This is a genomic window from Ralstonia psammae, from assembly GCF_958405935.1.
In the GTDB taxonomy this organism is placed as follows: Bacteria; Pseudomonadota; Gammaproteobacteria; order Burkholderiales; family Burkholderiaceae; genus Ralstonia; species Ralstonia psammae.
Map to the genome: position 1 here is coordinate 144,313 of NZ_CATZBU010000004.1, position 25,924 is coordinate 170,236.

The following is a 25,924-nucleotide window of genomic DNA, read 5'->3' on the forward strand; positions in this document are numbered from 1 at the left end:
CCCGTCAGGCGGGCGGCCGCCTTTTCCGGCCGGCCACCCGCCGTCGTGGCACAGCACCTCGTGACTGAAGCAGACGAAAAAGAGCTGCCAAGCGTGTGCCATCTACAGAGCAGACAGGAGACAGCAATGACTCGACGCGTGTTCGGCGGGCTTTGTACCCACACGGGCGATCGCAATGCGGCGCGTTATGGCGTGGCCGTTATGCCCACCGAGGAACCGGCATGCGCTTGCCCGGATGTGCCGCCGGCATCAGGCATGGCGACAAGCGCGGTTACCCAGCTTCGCCTCATCTGCGCCAGCGTGCGCTGCTGACTCACCCGTTTGGAAAAGACATGCTCGACGACGCCGCCCGTCAGCTGCTGCGCGATATGTTTGACGCCGCGATCGCCGCTGCGCAACCCGCGCTGACGTTGCCCACGTACCTGCCGCAACGCCCGAAGGGCCGCATGATCGTGATCGGAGCGGGAAAGGCATCGGCCGCGATGGCTCACGCTTTCGAACAAGCGTGGGGCGCACCGGTGAGCGGGCTCGTCGTGACGCGGTACGGATACGCCGTCCCTTGCAAACAGATTCGCATTGTCGAGGCGGCGCACCCCGTGCCGGACGCTGCTGGCCATCAGTCTGCACACGAGATGCTCGAGCTGGTGGCCGGGCTCACTGAGGACGACCTGGTGGTCTGCCTGATCTCGGGGGGCGGTTCATCGCTCCTGCCGATGCCGCTGCCGGGCATTTCGCTTGCCGACAAGCAGGCCGTGAACCGCGCGCTGTTGGCATCTGGCGCGACCATCACGGAGATGAACTGCGTGCGGCGCCATCTGTCGGCGATCAAGGGCGGGCGGCTGGCCGTCGCTTGTCATCCCGCGCGCGTTTGCAATTTGCTGCTCTCCGACGTTCCTGGCGACGATCCTGTCGACATTGCGTCCGGACCCACCGTTCCCGATGCGACCACGTTGGCCGATGCGCTCGACATCATCCGGCGCTACGAAATGACGTTGCCCCCGCAAGTCCGCGATGTCCTCGCCTCGAAAGAAGCGGAGACCATCAAGCCAGACGACGCACGCCTGCCGCGCATCGAAACCCGGTTGATCGCCACGCCCCGCATGGCGTTACAGGCAGCGGCTCGGGTGGCTCGCGAAGCTGGCCTTGCCGCATACGTTCTGGGTGATGCGATTGAAGGCGAGGCGCGCGACGTCGGCAAAGTCCTGGGGGGCATCGCGCTGGAGGTGGCCCGCCACGGTGAACCGTTCTCGGTGCCGTGCGTGTTGCTTTCGGGGGGCGAAACAACGGTCACCGTGTGTGGCAAGGGACGAGGTGGGCGCAATGTCGAATTCCTGCTCTCACTCGCGCTCGCTCTGCGCGGACAGCCTGGCATTCACGCGATCGCGGGCGACACCGATGGCGTCGATGGGCTGGAGGAAATCGCCGGCGCCATTGTCACGCCCGACACTTTGCGGCGTGCATGGCGGCTGGGCATCCGTCCGCTGGACGCGCTGGCCTGCAACGACGGACACGGTTTCTTTGAGGCACTGGGCGATGCAGTCGTGACCGGTCCAACGATGACCAACGTGAATGATTTCCGCGCGATTCTTATCGCGCCCTGATCTGGAGCAACACCTATGAGACGCCTGCGCAACGCGAAGATCGTGGCCACCCTCGGCCCTGCGAGTACGACCCTGGACGTCATTGACGCCCTGTTCGAGGCCGGTGCCGACGTCTTCCGGCTGAACTTCAGTCATGGCACGCATGACGACCATCGGAAACGCTTGGAGACGATCCGCGCTGTCGAGCGTGAACGCGGTCGCCCCATCGGGGTCCTGCTTGACTTGCAAGGCCCCAAGCTGCGTATTGGCACCTTCGTGGATGGTCCCGTTCAACTGACCTCTGGTGCCGCATTTCGACTCGATCTCGACCATGACGCCCCCGGGACGTGCGAGCGTGTCAGCCTGCCGCATCCGGAAATCTTCGCGGCTCTGCACAAGGACACCGAGCTTTTGCTTGACGACGGCAAGATCCGGCTCCGTGTGGACAACTGCGGTGTGGATTTTGCGGAGACCACCGTCATCAATGGCGGCACGCTGTCCGATCGCAAGGGCGTGAATGTGCCGGGTGTCGTGTTGCCGCTGTCGGCGTTGACCGAGAAGGACCGCCGCGACCTCGACTTCGGCCTGACACTCGGGCTCGACTGGATCGCGCTGTCGTTCGTGCAGCGGTCCGAAGACATTCGGGAGATCAAGGCCATCGTCCAGGGGCGCGCCAGCATCGTTGCCAAGCTCGAGAAGCCTGCCGCAATTCAAAGCCTGGAAGCAATCATCGAAGAAGCAGATGCGGTGATGGTGGCCCGCGGTGACCTCGGCGTGGAGATGCCCGCCGAGCAGGTGCCCTCCATCCAGAAGCAGATCGTGCGAGCGTGCCGCAAGGCCGGCAAGCCGGTGATCGTTGCCACGCAGATGCTGGAGTCGATGATCACGGCGCCGGTCCCCACGCGTGCCGAGGCGTCTGACGTTGCCACCGCGGTCTACGATGGTGCGGATGCAGTGATGTTGTCGGCGGAATCGGCATCGGGGCGCTATCCCGTTGAAGCCGTGAAGATGATGGACAGCATCATCAGGCGGACCGAATCCGATCCCCACTACCACGACGCCATCCAGGCGTCCCATACGCCACCGCGCGCAGACACCGCCGATGCCATCGGCTATGCAGTGCGCCATGTGGCAGGGCTGCTCAAGGTGCCGGCCACGGTCGCATACACCAGTTCCGGATACTCCGCGTTGCGCATGGCGCGGGAGCGCCCCGAGGTGCCGATCCTGGGCATGACGCCACGCATGGCCACCGCGCGGCGGCTGGCGCTTGCCTGGGGCGTGCATGCGGTGCTGTGCCACGAAGTCATCGACGTGCTGGAGATGACAGAACTCGCCAGCCGCACCGTGCTCAAGGAGCGCTTTGGCGAGAGCGGCCAGCCTATCGTGATCTCTGCAGGGCTGCCATTCACGGTTGCCGGTACGACCAATCTGCTGCGCATCGCGCAGGTTCAGTGATGCCTACCGTGGCGGCACACGTGCTCAGTCCGGAGGCGCCCATGGAACCGTGAGGCTTGCCGGACTGACAAGGGCGCGAGGCTGAGGCGGAGGCTGATTCGTAGCGCACACCTCTTACCGCGCATGAATCGGACAGCCCCTTTTCCCTGCAGGTTGCGATGAGAGCTGGATCAAGAACCAGCCCGCGCGCTGATAGGGCGTGTAAGAAGCACCAAGGAGACAAAAATGGAACTCGAGATTGAGAAGCGCACGCTGCGCAGGATCAGTTGGCGCATTGTGCCGTTCATCATGCTGCTGTACTTCGTCGCCTATATCGATCGGGTCAACATTGGTTTTGCGGCCCTGACGATGAAAGGGGACCTGGGCTTCACGGCATCGATTCTTGGCTTTGGAGCGGGCATTTTCTTCTGGGGCTATTTCCTGTTTGAAGTGCCCTCCAACATCGTGCTGCACAAGGTCGGGGCGCGCCTTTGGATCGCCCGCGTCATGGTCACGTGGGGGATCATCTCGGCGGCGATGGCTTTCGTCCAAGGGACAACCAGTTTCTATGTCATCCGATTCCTCCTTGGAGCGGCCGAGGCTGGCTTCTTTCCGGGCATCATCCTGTATCTGAGCTACTGGTTTCCGGCTCGACACCGGGCAGGCGTCACCGCGTTCTTCATGGCTGCCGCGCCGCTCTCCACCGCGCTGGGCTCCCCGGTTTCTGCAGCACTGCTGGAGATGCACGGTGTCCTGGGGTTGGCTGGCTGGCAGTGGATGTTCATCCTCGAGGCCATCCCTGCACTCATCCTCGGTGTAGTCGTTTTCTTCTACATGACGGATCGCCCGGAACAGGCGTCCTGGCTGAAAGAAGACGAACGTACGTGGCTGGTCAACGCCATGCAGGAGGAGTCCAACAATCAGGCTGCAAGCGCCAATCACAGCATGGTGCGTGGCCTGGCCGATCTGCGTGTGATTGCCCTCGCTCTGATCTATTTCGGTACGTCCGCTGGTCTTTACACGCTTGGGATCTGGGCGCCGCAGATCATCAAGCAGTTGGGCATGTCGTCAATGAAGGTCGGTCTGCTGAATGCCATTCCACCGATCGTCTCCGTGATCGCAATGGTCTTCTGGTCGCGCCATTCCGATCGGACAGGCGAGCGAACCTGGCACGTCGTGATCGCCTGCGTTGCTGCCGCCGTGGGTCTGGTGGTTGCGGGCAGTGCCAACGGGGTGGTTGGCCTCATTGCGGCCCTCACGCTTGTGAACGTAGGGATCAGTTGCGCCAAGCCACCGCTTTGGAGCATGCCCACGATGTTCCTGTCCGGAGCGGCGGCAGCCACCGGCATCGCCACGATCAACTCGATCGGCAATCTTGGAGGCTTTTTTGGGCCGGCGATGATCGGCTGGATCAAGGACCGGACGGGTAGCTTTGCAGGTGGCCTCTACTTCGTCGCCGGCTTGCTCATACTCTCGGCTGTGCTCACGCTGGTGCTGTCAAGCACGCAGAAATCGAAGGCTGCCGCGGCTCACGCAGCGGCTCACTAATGCAATGGCGACGTGAGCGCTCAGCCCCCCCAGCATGCAGGATGATCTTGCGGCTGCCCTCGCGCGTGCGGGCATCACGCATCCACCTCGGCCAGTGCCTTGAGCCCCACAGACAGCATTGCCAGGTCAGCCGAGCCGGCAACCACTTGGTCGGCGATGACGCGGTTGTAGCGCGCCAGCGCTTCCTGCCGCGTTGCCCGCCATGTGTCGATGAGCGTGTCCGCGCCCGCGCCGGGTGCCGCATCCTGCAGCACCGATTGCGTGAGCCGCCGCCGGAGTTGTCCCAGTTCTTCAAGCAGCGTTGCGCGCGCGAGCATCTGCCAATGCGTTTGCGTCGGCAGGCCGAGGATGCCCCCGTGCAGCCATCCGTACCCCAGCGGCTGGTCGAGGGCAAAGTACACGCGTGCGGCGAGTCGCGCATCGCAGCCGCCGGCGCTCGCGACTTCGGCAATGTCGAGCAACGACACGCGCGCCGGCACGCCGGTCGCCACACGTGCCAGCGCTTCCGGCACACCGGCTTCGGTAAAGACCTGCTGCTGTTGCGCGGCGGCCTGCGCAGAGTCCTCCGTTTGCAGCGCGTCGATTTCGGGTGCGAGCGCATCGACCGCAGACCGGAAATGTTCGACCGCAGTCGGTACGTCCGTCACACGCCGCCGCAGGAACCACAGCGTGGCGCGCTCGTGCAACTGCGCAAGCGCCGTGAACAAGGTGGTTTGCGTTTCGTGCGGCACCTGCGCATCCAGGGCATCGACTTCTTGCCACAGCGCGTCGAGCCGGTAGACTGCGCGCGCAACGAGGCTTGCCCACACCACGGCAATCGGTTCCGCACCGCTTTCTTCGGCCATGCGGTGCACGAACGTCACGCCGGCACGGTTGACGAGCGCGTTGGCGTGCATCGTCGCCAGAATTTCGCGCCGCAGCGTGTGCCGGGGGATCGACGTAGCGCAGCGCGTGTGCAGTGGCTGCGGAAAGTACGCCGGCAGACCATCGGCCACGAAAGGCTGATCGGGCAGATCGCTGCCGAGCAGCACGTCGTACAGCCACATCTTGCTGTAGGCCATCAGCACCGCGCGCTCGGGCGTCGTCAGGCCACCGCCGCTTGCCCGCCGGGCGTCGATGTCTTCATCGGCGGGCAGGAATTCGATCGCGCGGTTCAGGCGCCCGCTGCGTTCCAGATGCCGCATCAACCGCGCCTCGGGGTCGAGCCACTGCGCCGTGCGCGTGCGCGCAAGTGACAGCGCCTGCGTCTGGTAGTAGTTGTCGCGCAGCACCAGTTCGCCCACCTCGTCGGTCATCTCGGCCAGCAGCGTGTTGCGCTGCTTGAGCGTCATCTCGCCGTCGGCCACTACCAGCCCCAGCAGGATCTTGATGTTGACCTCGTGGTCGGAGCAATCCACGCCGGCGGAGTTGTCGATGGCATCGGTGTTGATGCGCCCCCCCTGCTGCGCGTATTCGATGCGCCCGAGCTGCGTGCAGCCCAGGTTGCCCCCCTCGGCTACGACCTTGCAGCGCAGTTCCGCGCCGTCCACGCGCAGGCCATCGTTGGCGCGGTCGCCCACCTGGGCATGCGTTTCGGTGCTGGCCTTGATGTAGGTGCCGATGCCGCCGTTGTAGAGCAGATCGGCGGGCGCCTTGAGGATGGCGTGCAGCAGGTCGTTCGGTGCCATCTCGGTGGTCGTCACATCCAGCATGGCGCGCACCTCGGGCGAGAGCGTGATCGACTTGACCGTGCGCGGGAATATGCCGCCGCCAGGGCTGATCAGCGCCCGGTCGTAATCGGCCCAGCTTGAACGCGGCAGGTTGAATAGGCGCTCGCGCTCTGCAAAGCTCGTGGCCGCATCGGGCGACGGGTCGAGAAAGATATGCCGATGGTCGAACGCCGCCAGCAAGCGGATATGTCGCGAGAGCAGCATGCCGTTGCCGAATACATCGCCCGACATGTCACCCACACCCACGACGGTGAAATCCTGCGTCTGAGTATCGACGCCCATCTCGCTGAAGTGCCGCTTGACCGATTCCCATGCGCCACGCGCGGTGATGGCCATCTTCTTGTGGTCGTAGCCCACCGAGCCGCCGGAAGCGAATGCATCGCCCAGCCAGAAGCCGTATTCGGCGGAGATGGCGTTGGCGTAATCGGAGAACGTGGCCGTGCCCTTGTCGGCGGCGACAACCAGGTAGGGGTCGTCTTCGTCGTAGCGCACCACATCGCGCGGCGGCACGACGCGGCCATCGACGTAGTTGTCGGTCAGGTCAAGCAGCCCACGCAGGAAGGTCTGGTAGCACGCCACGCCTTCGGCCAGATAGGCGTCGCGGTCGCTGGCCGGCGGCGGCTGCTTGACGACAAAACCGCCCTTGGAGCCCACCGGCACGATGACGGTGTTCTTGACCATCTGCGCCTTGACCAAGCCCAGCACCTCGGTACGGAAATCCTCGCGTCGGTCAGACCAGCGCAAGCCGCCGCGCGCAACCTTGCCGCCGCGCAAGTGCACGCCTTCCACGCGCGGCGAATACACCCAGATCTCGAACATCGGCTTCGGCTCGGGCAGGCCCGGCACGCGCGCCGGGTCGAACTTGAACGACAGGTACGGTTTGGGCTGCCCCTGCGCATCGTCCGGCAGGCTTTGGAAATAGTTCGTGCGCAGCGTGGCTTCCAGCACGCCAAGAAACTGCCTCAGGATGCGGTCTTCATCCAGGTTGGGCACGTCTTCGAGCGCCTCGTCGATCTGCTTGCGCAGCGTTTCGCTCGCACGCGCACGTTCGGCCTCTGCAAGAGCGGGGTCGAAGCGCACCAGGAACAGCCGCACCAGCGCCCGGGCAATCGACGGATTGCCGTTCAGCGCGCTCTCCATATACGCGTTGCTGAAGGTCGAGCCGATCTGGCGAATGTAGCGCGCATACGCACGCAGGATGCGCACCTCGCGCCAGGTCAAGCCGGCCTGCAGAACGAGGCGGTTGAGATCGTCGTTCTCCACCTCGCCGCTCCAGATGCGCGCAAAGGCGTCTTCAAAGCGGGCGCGGGCTTCGTCCAGATCGACTTCGCTGCCGTCGACGGTTTCCATGCCGAAGTCGTGCATCCAGATGGGAGCGGCGTCGGCGGGTTCGATGCAGTAGGGGCGCTCTTCGTTGACGCGCACGCCCAGGTGTTCAAGCATCGGCAGGCTGTGCGACAGCGATGTCGGCTGGCCGGCCCGGTAGATCTTGAAGCGCAGCGCACCGGGCGGCGCTTCGAGCGGCCGATAGAGCTGCATGGTGAGCACGTTGTCGGTGCCATTGGCGCTGAGCAGCGGCTCCATCAGTTCGATGTCGCGCACGGCAAGGCGTGCGGCGTAGTCTTCTCGAAAGCCGGCGGGAAAGGCGCCGGCATAGCGGCGCAACAGGCGGTTGCCGCGCTCTTCGCCGCCGCGTTCGAGCAGCGCATCGGCAAGGTCGTCCTGCCAGCGCCGCGCTGCCTGCACGATCCGGTCCTCCAGCTCGGCCACGTCCACCTCGGGCACGTTGCCCGGCTGCGTGCGCACGGTAATGTGGATGCGCGCCAGCATCGACTCCGACAGCAGCGGCGTGAACTCCACTGCGGTGCCGTGATACGCCGCTTGCAGCAGCCCCTGGATGCGCACGCGCAGGTCGGTGTTGAACTTCTCGCGCGGCACGAACACGAGGCACGACACGAAGCGGTCAAACGGATCACGGCGCACGAACAGGCGCGTGCGCTGGCGCTCCTGCAACCGCAGGATGCCGAGCGCGATGTCGTGCAGGGCTTCGCTGTCGATCTGGAACAGTTCGTCGCGCGGGTATTGCTCCAGGATTGTGACCAGCGTCTTGGCCAGATGCCCGTCGGGAAGAAAGCCCGTGCGTCGGATGACGTCGGCCACCTTGCGCCGTACCAGCGGAATGTCTTCAGCCGGCACCATGTAGACGTTCGACGTGTACATGCCCAGGAAACGCCGCTGCCCACAGACGCGGCCGTCGGCATCGAACAGTTTGATGCCGATGTAGTCGAGATACCCGGGCCGGTGCACGGTCGCCCGCGAATTGGCCTTGGTGAGGAAGATGGGCTCGGGCGCGTCGATGAACTTCGCCGCGCCCGGCGCCAGGCGCGTCGTGTCTGGCGTGGAGGTGTCGCGCAGGGCTTCACGGAGCACGCCCAGGCCGGTACCGGGTATGCCGCGCAGGTAATGGCCCTCGTCTTGCGTGATGAGTTCGTAATCACGATAGCCAAGGAAGGTGAAATGCCGCTCGAGCATCCAGGTGAGGAAGGCCTGCGTTTCGGCAATCTCGGCACGTTCCACGTCACCGGTGGAGGGTTGTGCGGCGCGTACGGCCAGCGCGTCGATGGCGGTGCGGGCGGCGGCCAGCATTGGCTTCCAGTCTTCCACCGTGGCGCGCACGTCGCCCAGCACACGGATCAGTCCGTCGTGCAAAGCCTGCAGGCGTTCCGGCTCGGAAAACCGATCGATCTCGATGTGGATGGTCGACTCGAAGCGTGCAACGCCGTGGGTTTCCCTGTCCGCATCGGCGGGTGTGTCGGGCATGTCGCCCGCCAGGGCCGCCGGGCGCTGTACGCCGCCGCCGGCGGATACCGCCACGCGCACACCAGCCGCGTCGCGCTGTACGCGGTAGACCGGGTGGAAGGCCGAATGCAGCGCAAGCCCCTGCCGGTTGATCTCCATGGTCACGGAGTCGAACAGGAAGGGCATGTCGTCGTTGACGATTTCGACGACCGTGTGGCCGCAATACCAGCCGTGCTGTTCGAGGCTCGGGTTGTAGACGCGTACGCGCGGTTGCCCCGACACGAATTTCTGACCCAATTGCCAGTGCGCCATCGCCGCGCCGTAGAGGTCGGCCACGCTGCGCGAGATGACATCTTCGGGGTCTGCCAGCCCGTAGTAGTGCCGCAGGAACGGCTCGAACAGGTTGGCAATATCGGGCGCGCGTTCGCGTGCCAGGGCCACTGCATCCGCCAGGTGCTGGCGGACCTTGTCTTCGTGCTGGGCAGACATGAGGCGGCTCCCGAAGAAGGGCTGCCTCATGCTACGCCGCGTGCCCATGGCTGGCAATCAGGGTGCGCGGTGCTCAGCTTCGCTTGATGCCGCTGTGTGCAGTGCAGCGAGAGAACAGGTGGTTCACTCGTTACTTGCGGCCTGCATTAGCGATGCGTCATCAAGCCTTGACGACGTGGATGCGCAGGGCGGGCCCACCGGCCGCGATGGCCAGCAACCGGTCCACGTTCGGGTGGGCGCCGGGGCGGTTGCGTGCGTCGATGGTGTGCTCGGCAAAGACGGCCAGGCCGTGCTCGGCGGCGCGGGCGTCGAGCTGGCCGAACGTCTGCTGGAGGTAGTGATACACCGCCACCGAACCTAGCTTGCCCGGCTTGCTTTCGATGTCGGCCACCACGGCGCCCTGGCCGTCGACCAGGTCGATGCGCTCGATGCCGTCAATGGCGGGCAGTTTGGCGAGGTTGTCCTTGAATACGTTGGTCGGTTGAATCACTGCGGTTGCTCCATTTCCATTGGTTGATCAGGCGGGCCGTATGTTAACGGCTCCGGCCCGCCCCGCGCGCGCTTGCACGTTCGTCAACGCTTGGCGCCGGCCTTGTTCACGGCAATGGCCGCCTGGATGAGCGCCTTCAACGCCTTCTCGTTCACCTTGTCGCCCTGGCGGAAATCGATGGCGCGGCGGGTGTTGCCGTCCAGGCTGGAATTGAACAGGCCAGAAGGGTCGGGCACGGAGGCGCCCTTGGCAAACGTCATCTTGACCGTCTGCTTGTAGGCCTCGCCGGTGCAGATCAGGCCAGTGTGCGACCACACGGGCACGCTCCATTTCCATTCCTCCACGACGTCGGGGTCGGCCGCGTGGATGATGGCGCGCAGGCGGGCGAGCATCTCGCCGCGCCAGTCGTTCAGCTCTGCAATGCGTGCGTCGATCAGCTCGGATGCGGGTGCGGCGGTGTCCTGCGTGCGCTTCTTCATGGGTGGCTGCCTCCAGGTGGACCCAGCAGAACATTCTGGCAGGAACACGGGCCGGTAGCCACTCGGCGCCGGCTTGCGGGATAACGCTCGAGGTGTCGATGGAAAACTGAGAAAGGGCTTTTTGTTGTATTTGAAATCAAGGAGAAAAATACACGGGAAAAATTAAAGCGGAAATAACGCGGCGGAAAATAAACGGCGATTCGAAAAATAACTTTAGCCTTCCTTCGTCATTCCCCCGCTTAAGTGGGGTGCGAAAAGAGATTGCCGCCGGTTTTGCCGCGAATCCAAGCCTGGTGCGGGTGTGAAGCGCTATGCCCGCATGCGGACATGCAATGATGCAATGCCCCGACGATGCCTGTGGCAGTCATCGATTGGTCATATTTCGGCCTCAATAATTGCGCCTCCGATGTTTAGGCAAGCATATTGGAACGCACCCTTCTTTCAGGGGGGCGTGATTGAATCGAGAGAATTTCAAATGACCATTCGTCATCGCATTACATTGCTGGTGGTGCTGATGTTTGTCGCGCTGGCGGCCATCGGCGGATACGCGGTCTACCAGACCCGCGGCAGCGCGGCCGAGGTCCGCCAGGTGACGGAAGGCGTGGTGCCGAGCGCGCTGGCGTCGGCTGACCTTGTATCGCTCGTCAAGGACGTGCAGCTTGCGACGATGGTGCTGGTCTATGCGCCGGACGGGAACATCGTTGCGCAGGCCCGGGACGACCTCAAGGCCAAGGAAGCCGCGCTGCGGGCTGCGTTGGACGTGCAGGCCAAGCGCGCCAACAGCCACGCGCAGGAAGGTCTGGTTGCGCAGGCCAAGGAAAGCGTCGACAGCTACGTCGAGGCCATCCAGCAGACCACCGACATGAAGCTTGCCGGCAAGGACGAACTGGCACAGGCCTTCCTGTTTGCCAACGTGGCGAGCTACCGCGACGTGCTGGAGAAGATTGTCGAGACGCTGCGCATCGAGAAGAACCGCGAGAAGGACGAAGCCATTGCCGGCCTGAACGGCAAGCTTGCGGGCACAGCCACCACCATCGGCGTGGTGAGCGGCGTGGCCATCGTGCTGCTCACCGCCATCGGCATGCTGCTGTATCGCCAGATTACCCGCCCGCTCACACGCATGCAGGCCGAGATGAGCGAGATCGCCACCAGCCAGGACTTTACGCGCCGTGTGCCGGTGGGCCGCATGGACGAGATCGGCCACTCGGTCGTCGCGTTCAACCAGATGATCGAGAAGATCCAGGAGAACGCCGCGCTGCTCAAGCAGAAGACGGCCGACATTCAGGCGATGCTGCAGAACATGCAGCAGGGCATCCTGACCGTGGTCGATGGCGGCGTGGTGCACGAGGAATACTCGGTCTACCTCGAATCGATCTTTGAGACGCAGGAGATCGCCGGCCGCAAGTTGATGGAGCTGATCTTTGCCGATACCAGCCTGGGCGCCGATACGCTGTCGCAGGTGGAGGCGGCGCTCGATGCGTGCCTCGGGCAGGACATCATCAACTTTGCGTTCAACCAGCATCTGCTGGCGAGCGAGGTGGACAAGCGCATGCCGGATGGGCGCGTGAAGACGCTCGATCTGTCGTGGTCGGCCATCACCGATGAGAGCGACACAATCCTGCGCCTGATGCTGTGCGTGCGCGATGTGACGGAGCTGCGCAAGTTGGCCGCCGAGGCCAGCGAGCAGCGCCGCAACCTGGAGATGATTGGCGAGATCCTGGCGGTAAGCCAGGAGAAGTTCCAGCACTTCATCGACAGCTCCACGACCTTTGTGCACGAGAACGAACGGATCATCCGCCAGTATTCGCAGGCGGACAGCGCGGCCATTGCGGCACTGTTCCGCAACATGCACACCATCAAGGGCAATGCGCGCACGTACAACCTGCAGCACCTGACCAACGTGGTGCACGAGACCGAGCAGACCTATCACGCGCTGCGCGAACCCGACAGCGAGCACACGTGGGATCAGGGCTGGCTGATGGAAGAGCTGATGCGCGTGCGCGAGGCCATCGAGAACTACGCCCGCATCAACGAGGTGAAGCTGGGCCGCAAGGGCGATGCGGCACCGGGCAACGCCGTGCAAGCCGCGCCCGATGTGATGGCGCGCATTCACGAAAGCCTGCGTCTGCTGGAATCGGCCAACCCGGATAGCCTGGATGAACTCGCGGCGATGCGCGATGCCGTCTACCAACGGCTGCGCCTGCTGGGCAGCGAGACGGTGGACGCGCTGTTGTCCGGCGCGCTGCGATCGCTGCCGTCGCTGGCTCAGGAGCTGGGCAAGGCGCCCGTGGCCGTGCGCATCGACGACAACGGCTACCGCGTGCGTACCGAGGCGCGCGGCATCCTGCAAAACGTATTCATGCACCTGCTGCGCAACGCCATCGACCACGGCATCGAGCCCGCCGACGAACGCATCGCGCACGGCAAGGCGGCAGCCGGCACGATCGAGATCGAAGTGGGTGTTGACCAGGGCATGCTCCAGATCACGCTGTGCGACGACGGCCGCGGCCTGGCGCTGGACCGCATCCGCAGCATCGCCGTGGAGCGCGGCTGGATCGGCGCAGACCAACACGCCAGCGACGAAGACATCGCGCAGTACATCTTCCGCCCCGGCTTCTCCACTGCAGAGAAGGTGACAGAGGTGTCCGGACGCGGCGTCGGCATGGACGCCGTGCTGGAGTTCATCAAGCGCGAGCATGGCCGCATCGAGCTGCGCTTTACCGACGACAAAAAGGGAGCAGCGTTCCGCCAGTTCCAGACCGTGGTGTGTCTGCCCGAACGCTTTGCGGTCGACAGCGTGAGTGCAGCGCTTGGGGCGCAACCCGCAGCACGCGTGGATCTGGATAAGGAAGCATCGTGATGGGGTCGATTGTTCTGGCCGTGCTCGCTGGCGGCTTGGTCACAGGCGTGCTGATGGGGCTGATTCAGCTGCGGAAGGTAAATGCGATGGCGCGCACCTTGGACGATGCCGATCGCCGCATCGCTGATCTGTCGGCCGATCTTGCGAAGCACGCCGCGCTGATGGAAGCGGGTACGCGTGAGGTTGCCGCACTGGAGGCCGCCATCGCCCGGATGCGTGAGGCCGCTGCCGATCAACTGGAAGTCATCGAGCAACTGCGTACCGAATTGCAGTCGGCCACGACAGCGAAGGAACAGTGGGCGAGCCGCGCCAGGCAGATTGCAGAAGAAGCAGCGCGCCTGCGTGGCCTGGCGCTGACGTTCGAGCGCTGGCACGAGCAGATGATCTCTCTCATGGAGCAGAACAACGACATGCACGCGAAGAATCAGGAACTGCAATCCATCGTGCGGCATGTGGTGATCGTCTCGCTCAACGCGTCCATCGAGGCGGCGCGTGCGGGCACGGCGGGCCGCGGCTTTGCCGTGGTCGCCAGCGAGGTGCGCGCGCTGGCTGCGCGTTCGGAAGAACTGTCGAAGAGTTATCGCAACAGCCTGCACCTGAACGATCTGACCACGACCGCCACGTTCCAGGACATCCAGGCGGGCGGCAAGATGATCACCGCGTCGCTGTCGAGCGTTGAGGCGCTGGCCAGCCAGTTCCAGAACCAGCTTCACTAGGCAGGTCTGACGTGATCCGCAGCAACGCACAAGACAGTTTCGATCGCATCTTCCGCAAGGCCGCACGGACGCGGCTCGCCCGACATGCGGAAGACACCTGCCATATCAGCACCGCAGCCGAAGGCGACACCCCGAGCGGTGAGGACGCCCTGATCCTGACCATCTCGTCCATCGCCTTCCGCCTGCTGCTGGTGCTGCGCTTTGACGAGTCCGACGCCGCGCGCACGTACTTCACTGGCGAAGGCACGGGACGTTCGTTTGAGGAGGCGCGCCTGGAAATCGGCAACCTGTGCTGCGGCGCGCTCAACCAGGAACTGCTGCAGGTGTTTCCCGACCTTGGCATGTCCACGCCCTATGTGGTGAGCGCGCGATGCCTGCCGTATCTGGATGTGCTCAAGCCGGGCTACGTGGCTGCTTACGCGGTCACCATCAACGACACGGTGCGCTTGGACGCCACGGTGTGCGTGTGTGCCCATGCTCCGCTGGATTTCGTGGCCGAAGTGAGCGACGAGGTTGAATCCGGCGGCGAGCTGGAATTGTTTTGATCTGGAAGATTGAGAACGAGGAAAGAGTCATGAGCAAGATTCTGGTTGTCGACGATTCGAGCACCGTACGCGACGAAGTGGCCGGCTTTCTGAAGAAGCACGGCCTGCTGGTGGACACCGCCGTAGACGGCAAGGACGGCCTGGCCAAGATCAAGGCGAACCCCGGCGTCAAACTCATCATCAGCGATGTGAACATGCCCAACATGGACGGGCTGACCATGGTCGAGAAGGTGCGCGGCGAGCTTGGCAACAAGACCGTCAACGTCATCATGCTCACCACCGAAAGCAGCCCTGCCATGAAAGACCGCGGCAAGGCCGCCGGCGTAAAGGGCTGGATCGTCAAGCCGTTCAAGGGCGAGGCCGTGCTCGAGACATTCAAGAAACTGGCAAGCTGAGAGGCGGGCGGGGCAGCCTGGGTGCGTCATGATCAACCCGACGCTGGAGGGCATGGCGTCCGCGCGATTTTGGAGCCAAACTTGCTTGCCTGAAGCTGGTTTGGCCAAGGGAGCCATCATGCAAGAGCTCGCCTTTCGCACCCTGCTGTATCGCTATTTCTTCTTCGGTTGGCTCTTCAAAGACGCCAGCCGCGGCAACCTGTTCGAACGGGCGGCCGCCTGGCGTTTCAACCAGGCGCACGCGCACTGGCTGCTGGCCTACATGCGGCGCTGGCTGTGGTGCGGGGTGCTCTGTTACGCGGTGGGCGGCGTGCTGGAACTGGGGCTCAACACGCCGGGCCTGTCGGTGCTGTTCTACGTGCCCAGCGCGTTGAGCGTGCCTGTCAACGTGGTCATCGGCGTGCTGTGGATTGGCCTGAAGGCGCTGCCCGGGCCGCTGCGCGAGCGGTAGGCGCGTGCGCGGCTAGACCGTCGCCACCAGCAGTTCCTCTGCATTGCGCGGCGGGCGCAGGCCATCGGTGCGGTTGGCAAAGTAGCGCTGCGTCAGGGTGTCGGCCGAGATGTGCTGTGCATCGCGAAAGCCGTTTTCGCGGGCCAGCGCGAGTATCTCGGGCGGCTTGAAGAAGCTGATGAACGGGGTGCCGCTTGCGCGTGCGCCTTTCTCCGCCATCTCAAGGCCAGGGCGGACGTCCGGGTCCGCCATCTCCAGCGGCAGGAGGAACGTCATCGCCAGCATCGACCCCGGCGCAAGCGATGCCACCTGCCGCAGCGTAGCGGCATTCGCTTCCTTGGACAGATACATGCTCACGCCCGTGGACACCACGATGGCCGGCCTGCTCACGTCAAACCCCGCCGCGACCAGCGCAGCCTGCCAGGATTCGCGCGCCTCAAAATCCACCGGCACGAAGCGCAGCCAAGGTGGAATGCCAAAGCCCAGCGCTGCCAAACGTTGGCGCTTCCAGGCCTGCGGGCTGGGCTGATCGACTTCGAATACCGTCATGTGCGATGCCACATCGGGCCGGCGTTGCGCAAAGCTGTCCAGCCCCGCCCCGAGAATCACATACTGGCTCAAACCACGGCCTGCTTGCTCGATGACAAGGTCTTCGATAAAGCGTGCACGCGCCACAATGGACGCGCGAAACGGACGCGTGAACTGCGGGTCCATGTCGCCGCGTTGTTGCCAGCCGGGTTCGGGGGCAAGCAGCCTCAGGCCTACCTCGTCTTCCAGCACGTGCGGTGGTGCATCGCTGTGCACATGCAAGGCACGCCACAGGGCGACACGCGCTGCGGTGCTGTCGGGTGATGCATGCTGTGGTTCGCTCATCGTGGACACGCCTCCATCGGTGGATCAGTCGGTCAGCTGGGATGCTGATACTCGGGAAACACGGCAACGGCCTGCACCGGTTGCTTCGTCATGCAGACTTCAAACAGACGGCTGGTGAGCCATTCGGCCAGCCAGGCCTGCACAGCCGGCAGAGGCTGGCCGGCAAACCAGTCCGGCTCCACCGCTGCAAACTGCCGCACGAACGGGAAGATCGCCAGATCGGCCGCGCACGGCGTTGCGCCGCCAAGATAGCGCTGAACCTGCAAGCGTGATTCCAGCGGTATCAGCAGGGCTTCTGTTGCCCGGGCGCGGGCCGTCTCGCGCGGTGTGCTCTCTTGCGGATACCGGTCGGGGTATTTGTAGCGATCGAGCTGGCGTTTGAACTCGCCATCGTTGGTGCGCAGCAGGGCGAGGTTGTCGTCGGATTGCGCGCGGCTCCACCAGCCTTCGGGGTCGGGTGCTTCGAACGCCCAGCGCATGATGTCGAGGCTCTCTTCCAGCACGGTGCCGTCTATCAAACGCAAGACGGGAACGGTGCCTTTGGGAGACAGCGCCAGCAGTTCGGCAGGCTTGTCGCGCATGACGATCTCGAACGTCTGGAACCGTCGATTGGCTTGCAGCATTGCCAGGCGCGCACGCATGGCGTACGGGCAGCGGCGATAGCTGTAGAGCAGGGGCAAGACTTGATTGTCTGACATCGGTGCAAATTCAGGGCTACGGATTTCAAGTGCGCCAGGGGAGCGGATGCATTGGGGTGGGGCTGCGCGCTAGGCCACCAGGCGTGTGTGCCCGGATCGTCCCGATCGCCCCGAGCGCCGCACCGATTGCGGCGGCTGCCCGAACACGCGGATGAACGCCCGGCGCATGCGTTCCGGGTCGGCAAAGCCTACGGCGCGAGCGACCTGTTCCAGCGATTCATCCCCGGCTTCCACGCGCGGCCGGGCGATTTCGGCACGGAGCTTTTCGATGGCCTTGGCGGGCGTCTGGCCGGTCTCGGCCACAAAGGCACGGTCGAACTGGCGGCGGCTCAGGTGGGCGACTTCGGCCAGGCGGTCGACGTCCAGCGCTTCATGCAGGTGCTCGCGCGCATAGCCTAACGCACGCGCAATGCGGCTCGATGCCGGGTCCAGCTCCAGCAAGGTCGAGAACTGCGATTGCCCGCCGGGCCGCCGGTGATAGACCACCAGCTCGCGAGCCACGGCACGCGACACGTCGACGCCCAGGTCTTCCTCAATGAGCGCCAGCGCCAGATCGATGCCAGACGAGATGCCGGCCGACGTCCACACAGGCCCGTCGTGGATGAAGATGTGGTCGCTTTGCACCTGCACGCGCGGATAGCGCCGCTGCAGCAGCGCCGCCATGCGCCAGTGCGTGGTCGCGCGGCGGCCATCGAGCAGGCCCGCCGCCGCCAGCGCAAATGCGCCGGAACACACGCTCGTCATGCGTCGCGAGTGCTGCGCCGCTTGCTGCACGAAGGCGATCAGCCGGGGCGAGAACGCATCCTCGCGCGGGCCGTTGCCGCCCGAGATGATCAGCGTGTCGAAGGCCGGGTCGTCCAGGCCTTGTGTCTGCATGACGAGGCCCGGCGCGCTCTGCACCAGTGTGCCGCCTTCGGACAGCACGTCGATCCGATACGCCGGCTGCGGCGCAAGCCGGTTCGCCACGTCAAAGGCCGTCAGCGGGCCGGTGAAATCGAGCAGGCTGCAGCCCGGAAACACCAAAAAGCCGATTCTGCGCATGATGTCTTGAAATGAGGGATTAACGTCATTTAGGACTAATGTTGCTCCGCCAGACTGCGGCTGTCAAACGCATTTCTGGAGAGACGATCATGACAACCGCGACGTGCTTGCCGGCCACTTCGACCCCCATGTCGCGCCATCACCGCTGGAAGGTGCTGGGCGTGGGTGTGGCGGCCAATGCGAGTTTTTCGGCAGCGTTCTCGGGAATCCCGACGACCGCCGTGTTCATCCGCTCGGCGTATCACCTGGGCAATGCCGAACTGGGCGTGGCGCTGGGCGCGCTGGGGCTGGGCATCGCCATCAGCGAGTTGCCCTGGGGCTTGCTGACCGACCGCTGGGGTGATCGGACGGTGCTGCTGACGGGGCTCGGCCTGACCGGGCTGGCGCTGTTCGTGATGGCGTGCTGCGTGGCGCCGCTGCATGGCAACGTGCCGCCGTTGGCATGGCTGGTGGGCGGCATGCTGAGCGTCGGCCTGCTGGGCGGCAGCGTGAACGGATCGAGCGGCCGCGCGGTCATGGGCTGGTTTCGCGAAGGTGAGCGCGGGCTGGCCATGAGTATCCGCCAGACCGCCGTACCGCTGGGCGGCGGTATTGGCGCGCTGGTGCTGCCGAGCCTCGCCGCGCACGCCGGGTTTGCTGCTGTCTATGGCGTGTTGGCGGCGGCGTGTGTGTTGACTGCGGCGCTGACATGGCTGTGGGTGCATGACGCGCCGGATACGGTGGGTGCGGTTGCCAAGACCGCCGCGCCAGCGGGCACGGGGCCGCTGCGCGATCCGACGCTGTGGCGCATGGCCCTGGCCATTGGACTGCTGTGTGTGCCGCAAGGGGCGGTCGTCGCTTTCGCTACGGTGTTCCTGCGCGACTTTGCGCACGCCAGCGTGCTCACGCTCAGCCTGACCATGGCGGCGGTGCAGGGCGGGGCGGCAGTCATGCGCGTGTGGAGCGGTCGCTGGACCGACCGCCACGGCAATCGCCGGGCCTATCTGCTCGCGTGCGCCCAATTGAGCGCCGCACTGTTCGTCGCGCTGGCCGGCGTGGCGTGGATGACGTCGGCGCTGTCGATCGATATGTCGGTCATGCGTGTTGCGTTGGTCGCGGCCGTGGTGGCGGGCGGCATCTGCGTATCGGCGTGGCATGGCGTGGGCTATACCGAGCTGGCCACGCTGGCCGGTGCGCAGCGGGCCGGCACGGCGCTGGGTCTGGGCAACACGGGCGCGTTTGCGGCGCTCGGGCTCACGTCGCTGTGCCTGCCCCAGGTGCTGGCGTGGTCGTCATGGCCCGTGGTGTGGCTGGTGGCGGCGAGCAGCGCGCTGATTGCGTGGCGTGTGCTGCCCGCGGTACGTCCGTAGGCGCGCGCAATGCCAATCCCCTTGTTTCTTTTCTATAGTGACCCGCAGGGCGCCGCCCTGTACGGCCCCGTAAAACGAAGCAACGCAACGAAACGAGGGGGCCACCATGGCAGGCTTGGGCGTCATCGAGCACGTGGTCGTGCTGATGTTGGAGAACCGGTCGTTCGACAACCTGTTCGGCACGCTGTATCCAAAGAGCGCGGAGTTCGACGGTCTGTCGGGCGAAGAGACCAACCCCGATGGCGGCGGCCAGCCGATCCGCGTGTGGACGACCCCCGCGCCGCCCAACGTGATGACGCTGCCCAACCCCGACCCGGGCGAGCTTTTCACCGACATCAACCAGCAGCTCTTCGGCCAGCAGATGCCGCTGGGGCAGACGCCCAGCATGCAGGGTTTCACCACCAACTACGCCAAGAACGGTGGCGACCCGCGCGACATCATGCATTTTTTCACGCCCGACCAGGTGCCTGCGCTCAGCACGCTGGCGCGCAATTACGCCGTGTGCGATGCGTGGTTTGCCTCGGCGCCGTGCCAGACGTGGCCCAACCGGTTCTTCGTGCACACCGGCACCGCGCACGGTTATCCGAACAACTCGCCGGTCCACTTTCCGTACTTGATGCCGACGCTGTTCAACGCGCTCGAAGGCGTGGCGCCCGACGATTGGGCCGTCTATTACCATGACTTTGCGCAGTCGCTCACGCTCACGCGGCTGTGGCTGCATCTGGACCACTTCCACCTGTTCGACGATTTTCTCGACGATGCGTCCAACGGCAAGCTGCCCTCGTACAGCTTTATCGAGCCCCGCTACTTTGCCGATCTGGACTGGCCCAACGATATGCACCCGCCGCACGACGTCGGCTACGGCGATGCGCTCGTCGCGCAGGTGTACAACGCGCTGCGCAGTTCGCCGAAGTGGCATCAGACCATGCTGGTCATTACCTTCGACGAGCACGGTGGCTGTTTCGACCACGTGCCTCCGCCCGCCGTGGTGCCGCCCAGCCCGCCGCAGCCGGGGCAGCTTTTCGCGTTCGACCGGCTGGGCGTGCGCGTGCCGGCGGTGGTGGTGTCGCCGTGGATTCCCAAGGGAACGATTTTCCGCTCGACCGCGGCGCAACCGTACGACCACACCGCCATCATCAAGACGCTGCGCGTGCGGTATGACATCCGGACGCCGCTTACCGCCCGCGATGCCGGTGCGCCTGACCTTGGCCAGGTGCTGGAGCTGAGTGCGCCTGACGACAACCGCGAGCCCGTCGTCGCCCGTGCCATGGCAGCGAATCCGGCCGGGTTGCAGGCCGCCCGCAACGCGCCGCTCAACGACTTTCAATGGGCAATGCACGAATCCGCGGCGATGTTGGCGCCGCTGGGCACCGGCATCAGCATTGACGACCACGTGCGCAACTTGTCGACCGATCAACAGCCGCCCGTGCCCGCCGCGCAAAATGCCCAGCAGGCAGCGCAGCACATCAAGGATGTGCTGGCGTCGATGGACTTGCCACACGCGGGGCAATGATCATGAACGCACCGCTTCAGCACGCGCCCGTTGTCATCCGCGCCTTCCGACCCGGAGACGAGCCGCTCTTGCACGCGATCTTCCATTCCGCCGTGCATGGGCTGGCCGCCGGTCAATACAGCCCCGAGCAATGCGAAGCCTGGGCCCCCACCCGCTACGACGTTGCCCAGTGGGATCAGCGCATCCGCCGCATCCAGCCTTTCGTGGCTGAACTCGACGGGCGGCCCGTCGCTTATGCCGATTTGCAGGCCACCGGCTATATCGATCACTTCTTTGTATCAGGCACGCACGCGCGGCGAGGCATCGGTCAACAACTCATGGGTCACATCCTCGGGGTGGCCGCGCAGGGCGACGTGCCGCGTGTACAAGCGCATGTGAGTCTGAGCGCCGAGCCCTTCTTTGCCCGCAACGGGTTTGAAGTGGTCGCGCGGCAGACCGTGACGGTGCGCGGCGTGCCGCTGAACAACGCGTTGATGGTGCGCATGCAGGCGTGAGCCAAGAGTCGCACCGGGCGTTGTTCTTCGGGGAAACCCTCGTAATGTAGTTAAAGATTGTTGAGGATCTGTCGTTAGTTTTGCTGAATTCAGTTCCCTCAGAGGAACCACTTCACGCTCCCCAACTTCGCACGACAGATATGAAGACGCTCTCCATCAAGGCACGGCTGGCGCTGGTGCTGTTTGTTCTGGCTGTATTCCTGACGGGTGTCGGCGTGCTGGGATTGGTCGGCAACCTGCGCTCCAACGCGGCGCTCAAGGAAACCTTCTCCAATAACCTTCCGTCCACGCGCGCTCTGGGCCAGGCCGAATCCAAGCTTGCGCAGGCACGCACCGCGCTGGACCGCGCCATCTTCGACCCCGATAACGCCAAGAGCGCAGATGCGCTTGGCCGCGTCGCAGTGCAGATTCAGAACAGCGAGAAAGCGTGGAAGGACTATCTGGCCCTGCCGTTCTCGACGCCTGAGGAAGAGCGCATCGCGGGCGAGGCCGGGAAGCAGCGCAGCCTCATCATCAAGGAAGGGATCGGTGGCGCAATCGATGCACTCCGCCGTGGCGACAAGGATGCCGCGCGCGTGCTCGCGCTGGAAAAAATCCCGACGCAGTTCCGCACCTATGCGGAGCAGTCCGATCGCCTCAATGCGATCCAGGAGGAAGTGTCCTCGGCTGGCTACGCGGCATCGCAGTCGTTCTTCAGCGGGCTGCTGTGGACTTTCGGCATCGTGATTGCCATCGGGCTGGTGCTGGCCGCCGGTTGCTATTTCGTGCTGTCGCGCGCCATTTCGCGCCCGCTCGAAGAGATGTTGGTGCACTTCCATGAGATATCGGGCGGCAACCTCACCACCGACGTGCGCATCCACTCGCGTGACGAGATGGGCCTGCTGATGGAGGGCCTGCAGCAGATGCAAGCCAAGCTGAAGGAAACCGTGGTGACGGTGCGTCGCGGTAGCGAGTCGATCGCCTCGGCCACGCAGCAGATTGCCGCGGGCAACACCAATCTGTCGCAGCGCACGGAAGAGCAGGCCAGCTCGCTGGAAGAGACCGCATCGAGCATGGAAGAGTTGACGAGCATCGTGAAGCAGAACGCCGACAACGCGCGTCAGGCGAGCACGCTGGCGGTGAGCGCCTCCGAGATTGCCGTGCAGGGCGGTGCCGTGGTGCAGGACGTGGTGACCACCATGGGCGAGATCAGCGAGTCGTCGCGCAAGATCACCGACATCATCGCCGTGATCGAAGGTATTGCATTTCAGACCAACATCCTGGCGCTGAACGCAGCGGTGGAAGCCGCGCGTGCCGGTGAACAGGGCCGCGGTTTTGCCGTGGTGGCCGGTGAAGTGCGCACGCTGGCGCAGCGCAGCGCGGGTGCCGCCAAGGAAATCAAATCGTTGATCGAAGACTCGGCCACGCGGGTGGAATCGGGCTCGACGCTCGTGGCGCGCGCGGGCAAGACGATGGAAGAGATCGTCGTGGCCGTGAAGCGCGTGACCGACATCATGGGCGAGATCAGCGCGGGCTCGGCCGAGCAAAGCACCGGCATCGAGCAGATCAACCAAGCCGTCACGCAGATGGACGACGTGACGCAGCAGAACGCAGCGCTGGTCGAGCAGGCTGCTGCCGCTGCGCAGGCGCTGGAAGAACAGGCGAACGAACTGCGCCGCGCTGTGGCGGTGTTCCGCGTGGCGATGTAACGCACGATTCCTGATGGGTTGCCCCGGCAGCTAACTGGCTGCCGCGGCGCTACACTGCGGGGTCGGCCTTCGGGTCGGCCCCGCTTTGTTTTATGCGGAGCATTCAGCGTCCGCTCATGGTTCTGCTACGCCCCTCGAGCCGCCCGCTACGGACCATGAGCCGGTTCCCATCAGGATTATCCGGAGGTGTCATGCGTTTCCAGTGTCGTCGTGTTCCCGTTCGGGCCTTGGTGTCTGCGGCCGTGTTGGCCTGCAGCGCCGGCGCGTTCGCTCAGACCATCCCTGCCAGCAAGCCCGCGCCCGTCACGCTCACGCCCGAGCAGCAGCGCTACCACGACATCTACAAAGAGCTGGTCGAGATCAACACGACGCATTCGGCCGGTGACACCACCAAGGCTGCGCATGCTATGGAAAAGCGCCTGCGCGATGCAGGTTTTGCCGCCGCCGACATGCAGGTGCTCGAGCCCTTCCCGAAAAAGGGCAATCTGGTGCTGCGCTTCAAGGGCAGCGGCGCCAAGAAGCCGATGCTGCTGCTTGCCCACATTGACGTGGTGGAGGCCAAGCGCGAAGACTGGAAGACCGACCCCTTCAAGCTGCAGGAGACCGACGGCTACTTCACCGCGCGCGGCGCGATTGACGACAAGGCGATGGCCTCGGCCTTCGTGTCGGTGCTGGGGCAGCTCAAACAGGAGGGCTTCAAGCCATCGCGCGACATCATCCTGGCGTTGACCACTGACGAAGAACGCGGCGACGTGCCGACCAACGGCGCGTACTGGATCGTCAACAACAAGCCCGAGCTGGTGAAGGCCGAGTTTGGCATCAACGAAGGCGGCGGTGGGGAACTGCGCAACGGCAAGCCGGTGCTCCACCGCATTCAGGTCGCCGAGAAGATGTACACGACGTACGAGCTGGAAGTGCGCGACGTGGGCGGCCACAGCTCGGTGCCGACGAAGACGAACCCGATCTATGCGTTGTCAGCCGCGCTGGATCGGCTGGGGGCGTATCAGTTTCCCGTCAAGCTGGCCGACGTGACGCAGACCTACTTCGCACGCAGTGCGCCGCTGGCCACGGGGCAACTGGCAGACGACATGCGCTCGGTGGGCACCGGCAAGCCGGACCAGGCCGCGATCGATCGGCTTTCGGCCATTCCGTTCTACAACGCGCAGTTGCGCACCACGTGCGTGGCGACCATGGTCAATGCCGGCCATGCCGAGAACGCGTTGCCGCAGTCGGCCAAGGCGACCGTCAATTGCCGCATCCTGCCGCATGATGATCCGGCCGATATCGATCGCCAGTTGAAGCAGGTGATCGGCAACGAGAAGATCAGCGTGCGCTACGTCAACAAGCCGCTCGCGAGCCCCGCGTCGCCGCTCAATGGCGATTTGGTGAAGACGGTGGAGGCGCTGACGCAGCAGATGTGGAATGTGCCGGTCATCCCCGCCATGAGCACGGGCGCGACCGACAGCCGCTTCATGCGCAATGCCGGCATTCCGATGTATGGCGTGTCGGGGTTGTTTACCGAGCCGGCTGACCTACGCACGCATGGGCTGGACGAGCGTATCGAGATCGCGCGCTTGTATGACGGGCGGGAGTTTCTGTATCGGCTTGTGAAGCAGTTGGCTGAGTAAATTGTTGGGCGCGGCTTGATCGTGCTGGTTTTTGGTGGGTTTCGGCCCCTCGCGGGGCCGACTTACTTTCTTTGTCTTGCCAAAGAAAGGTAAGCAAAGAAAGGCGCGCCCGAGATGGCGACTTCCCCTTGGATTTTCGTCACGGGGAGGGAGGGGAGGCAAACTCGCTGCGCTCAGACAGCCTCCCCTCTTTTTCCTCCCCGCGACAAAAATCCAAGGCGCCATCTAGGGCAGGGTACGGCCACACCATCTGTATATCTGGGGTGGCGTCTTGGCCCGGCGTCCGTAGGAGAAGCGGGTTGTTAGATGAAGCCGCCGTCGGTCATCAGGGTGCGGCCGGTGATCCAGCGGGCGTCGTCGGAGGCCAGGAAGGCGATGGCGTCGGCGATGTCGTCCGGCTCTGCCAGCCGGCCCATCGGTGTCGATTCGCGCATGCGCGCCTTGACTTCATCGGGAATCGGCGCGGTCATGTCGGTGCGCGTGAGCGCGGGTGCCACGGCGTTGACCGTGATGTTGCGCGCGCCCAGTTCTACGGCAAACGCGTGGGTGAGGGCGCTGACGGCGGCCTTGCTTGCTGCATACACTGCCAGCCCTGCGCGTGGGCGGTACACCAGGCTCGACGACACGTTCACGATATGCCCCCCGCGTGCCGGCACATGCGGCAGCACCGCTTGCGTGACGAGAATCGTCGAGAAGGCATTGGTGCGGAACTGCGCGTCGAACGATGCGAGATCGATGCTGCCCACCGGCTGGTTTTCCAGAATGCCCGCGTTGTTGACGAGGATGTCGATGGCGCCGAAAGCCTCGCGCACGGTGCTCACCATTGCGTCGACGGACGACGCGTCGCTCACGTCGGCTTGTACGGCAATGGCTTGTGCCCCGGTGCTGCGGATGGTGTTGACCACGGCGTCGGCTTCTGCGGCGTTGTTGCGATAGACCACGGCCACGCGAGCGCCGTCGGCGGCCAGCCGCTGCGCCACGGCGGCGCCAATGCCGCGCGACCCGCCGGTCACGATGGCCGTGCGGTGTGCCAGGCGTTGTGTGGGTGTGGATCGGGTTTGAGACATGCTGTTCTCCTGAAGGGGCGAATGTTTCGGGAGAACAGATTACGAACTGGGCCGCATGTGCGCAGCCGGCCTGCCCGC

21 protein-coding genes are annotated in these 25,924 nt (G+C 64.6%); 14 read left to right on the forward strand and 7 right to left on the reverse strand.

The window, feature by feature from the left end:
* The first annotated feature begins 126 nt into the window (after positions 1–126).
* The 4 genes from R2N16_RS10200 (at position 127) to R2N16_RS10215 (ending at position 4,562) form a co-directional block, all read left to right on the forward strand.
* Positions 127–312, forward strand: a complete 186-nt coding sequence (locus R2N16_RS10200) for a hypothetical protein (RefSeq protein ID WP_316665560.1) — start codon at positions 127–129, stop codon at positions 310–312.
* 20 nt (positions 313–332) lie between these two features.
* Positions 333–1,601, forward strand: a complete 1,269-nt coding sequence (locus R2N16_RS10205) for a glycerate kinase type-2 family protein (RefSeq protein WP_316665561.1) — start codon at positions 333–335, stop codon at positions 1,599–1,601.
* A 15-nt stretch (positions 1,602–1,616) separates the two neighbouring features.
* Entirely contained in the window at positions 1,617–3,035 is a 1,419-nt protein-coding gene (pyk, locus tag R2N16_RS10210) for a pyruvate kinase (RefSeq protein ID WP_316665562.1), read from the forward strand.
* A gap of 225 nt (positions 3,036–3,260) precedes the next feature.
* The gene (locus tag R2N16_RS10215) at positions 3,261–4,562 is read left to right on the forward strand and encodes an MFS transporter (RefSeq protein WP_316665563.1); all 1,302 of its coding nucleotides are present in this window, start codon (positions 3,261–3,263) and stop codon (positions 4,560–4,562) included.
* A 74-nt stretch (positions 4,563–4,636) separates the two neighbouring features.
* Here R2N16_RS10215 and R2N16_RS10220 read toward each other — a convergent pair whose 3' ends face one another.
* The 3 genes from R2N16_RS10220 to R2N16_RS10230 all read right to left on the reverse strand — a co-directional run bounded on the left by R2N16_RS10220 (position 4,637) and on the right by R2N16_RS10230 (position 10,528).
* On the reverse strand, positions 4,637–9,559 hold the full coding sequence (locus R2N16_RS10220) for an NAD-glutamate dehydrogenase (RefSeq protein ID WP_316665564.1): 4,923 nt from the start codon (positions 9,557–9,559) through the stop codon (positions 4,637–4,639).
* Between the two features lie 160 nt (positions 9,560–9,719).
* The gene (locus tag R2N16_RS10225; RefSeq protein WP_316665565.1) at positions 9,720–10,049 is read right to left on the reverse strand and encodes a DUF2322 family protein; all 330 of its coding nucleotides are present in this window, start codon (positions 10,047–10,049) and stop codon (positions 9,720–9,722) included.
* 83 nt (positions 10,050–10,132) lie between these two features.
* On the reverse strand, positions 10,133–10,528 hold the full coding sequence (locus tag R2N16_RS10230; RefSeq protein ID WP_316665566.1) for a DUF1801 domain-containing protein: 396 nt from the start codon (positions 10,526–10,528) through the stop codon (positions 10,133–10,135).
* A 475-nt stretch (positions 10,529–11,003) separates the two neighbouring features.
* On the opposite strand from R2N16_RS10230, the gene R2N16_RS10235 reads away from it, so the two are divergent.
* The 5 genes from R2N16_RS10235 (at position 11,004) to R2N16_RS10255 (ending at position 15,495) form a co-directional block, all read left to right on the forward strand.
* Positions 11,004–13,388 carry an ATP-binding protein gene (locus tag R2N16_RS10235; protein WP_316665567.1) on the forward strand — a complete coding sequence of 795 codons (2,385 nt, stop codon included), beginning with the start codon at positions 11,004–11,006 and terminating at the stop codon, positions 13,386–13,388.
* Complete coding sequence (locus R2N16_RS10240) at positions 13,388–14,104, forward strand: methyl-accepting chemotaxis protein (protein ID WP_316665568.1); 717 nt, start codon at positions 13,388–13,390, stop codon at positions 14,102–14,104. Before R2N16_RS10235 ends, R2N16_RS10240 begins: the two co-directional genes overlap by 1 nt.
* 11 nt (positions 14,105–14,115) lie before the next feature.
* Positions 14,116–14,649 carry a hypothetical protein gene (locus tag R2N16_RS10245; RefSeq protein WP_316665569.1) on the forward strand — a complete coding sequence of 178 codons (534 nt, stop codon included), beginning with the start codon at positions 14,116–14,118 and terminating at the stop codon, positions 14,647–14,649.
* 29 nt (positions 14,650–14,678) lie between these two features.
* A complete protein-coding gene (locus R2N16_RS10250; protein ID WP_316665570.1) occupies positions 14,679–15,044 on the forward strand; it encodes a response regulator in 366 nt (121 codons plus the stop codon).
* A gap of 118 nt (positions 15,045–15,162) precedes the next feature.
* Positions 15,163–15,495 carry a hypothetical protein gene (locus R2N16_RS10255; RefSeq protein WP_316665571.1) on the forward strand — a complete coding sequence of 111 codons (333 nt, stop codon included), beginning with the start codon at positions 15,163–15,165 and terminating at the stop codon, positions 15,493–15,495.
* 12 nt (positions 15,496–15,507) lie between these two features.
* Here the strand turns inward: R2N16_RS10255 and R2N16_RS10260 are convergent, their stop codons facing one another.
* The 3 genes from R2N16_RS10260 to R2N16_RS10270 all read right to left on the reverse strand — a co-directional run bounded on the left by R2N16_RS10260 (position 15,508) and on the right by R2N16_RS10270 (position 18,107).
* Complete coding sequence (locus tag R2N16_RS10260; RefSeq protein WP_316665572.1) at positions 15,508–16,368, reverse strand: class I SAM-dependent methyltransferase; 861 nt, start codon at positions 16,366–16,368, stop codon at positions 15,508–15,510.
* Positions 16,369–16,400: 32 nt separating this feature from the next.
* On the reverse strand, positions 16,401–17,066 hold the full coding sequence (locus tag R2N16_RS10265; protein WP_316665573.1) for a glutathione S-transferase: 666 nt from the start codon (positions 17,064–17,066) through the stop codon (positions 16,401–16,403).
* Between the two features lie 69 nt (positions 17,067–17,135).
* Positions 17,136–18,107 (reverse strand): GlxA family transcriptional regulator, encoded by a 972-nt coding sequence (locus R2N16_RS10270; RefSeq protein WP_316665574.1) that lies wholly within the window; start codon positions 18,105–18,107, stop codon positions 17,136–17,138.
* Between the two features lie 89 nt (positions 18,108–18,196).
* Between R2N16_RS10270 and R2N16_RS10275 the strand changes: the two genes are divergently transcribed.
* From R2N16_RS10275 to R2N16_RS10295, 5 genes are all read left to right on the forward strand, one after another.
* Positions 18,197–19,456, forward strand: a complete 1,260-nt coding sequence (locus R2N16_RS10275) for an MFS transporter (protein ID WP_316665575.1) — start codon at positions 18,197–18,199, stop codon at positions 19,454–19,456.
* Between the two features lie 106 nt (positions 19,457–19,562).
* A complete protein-coding gene (locus R2N16_RS10280; RefSeq protein ID WP_316665576.1) occupies positions 19,563–20,969 on the forward strand; it encodes an alkaline phosphatase family protein in 1,407 nt (468 codons plus the stop codon).
* A 2-nt stretch (positions 20,970–20,971) separates the two neighbouring features.
* Positions 20,972–21,463: a GNAT family N-acetyltransferase gene (locus R2N16_RS10285; protein WP_316665577.1), complete on the forward strand. Its 492-nt coding sequence runs from the start codon at positions 20,972–20,974 to the stop codon at positions 21,461–21,463.
* Positions 21,464–21,603: 140 nt separating this feature from the next.
* Positions 21,604–23,151, forward strand: coding sequence for a methyl-accepting chemotaxis protein (locus R2N16_RS10290; protein ID WP_316665578.1), 1,548 nt, complete (start codon positions 21,604–21,606; stop codon positions 23,149–23,151).
* 191 nt (positions 23,152–23,342) lie between these two features.
* Entirely contained in the window at positions 23,343–24,779 is a 1,437-nt protein-coding gene (locus R2N16_RS10295; protein WP_316665579.1) for a M20/M25/M40 family metallo-hydrolase, read from the forward strand.
* Between the two features lie 302 nt (positions 24,780–25,081).
* Here the strand turns inward: R2N16_RS10295 and R2N16_RS10300 are convergent, their stop codons facing one another.
* The gene (locus R2N16_RS10300; protein WP_316665580.1) at positions 25,082–25,846 is read right to left on the reverse strand and encodes an SDR family NAD(P)-dependent oxidoreductase; all 765 of its coding nucleotides are present in this window, start codon (positions 25,844–25,846) and stop codon (positions 25,082–25,084) included.
* Between the last annotated feature and the right edge of the window lie 78 nt (positions 25,847–25,924).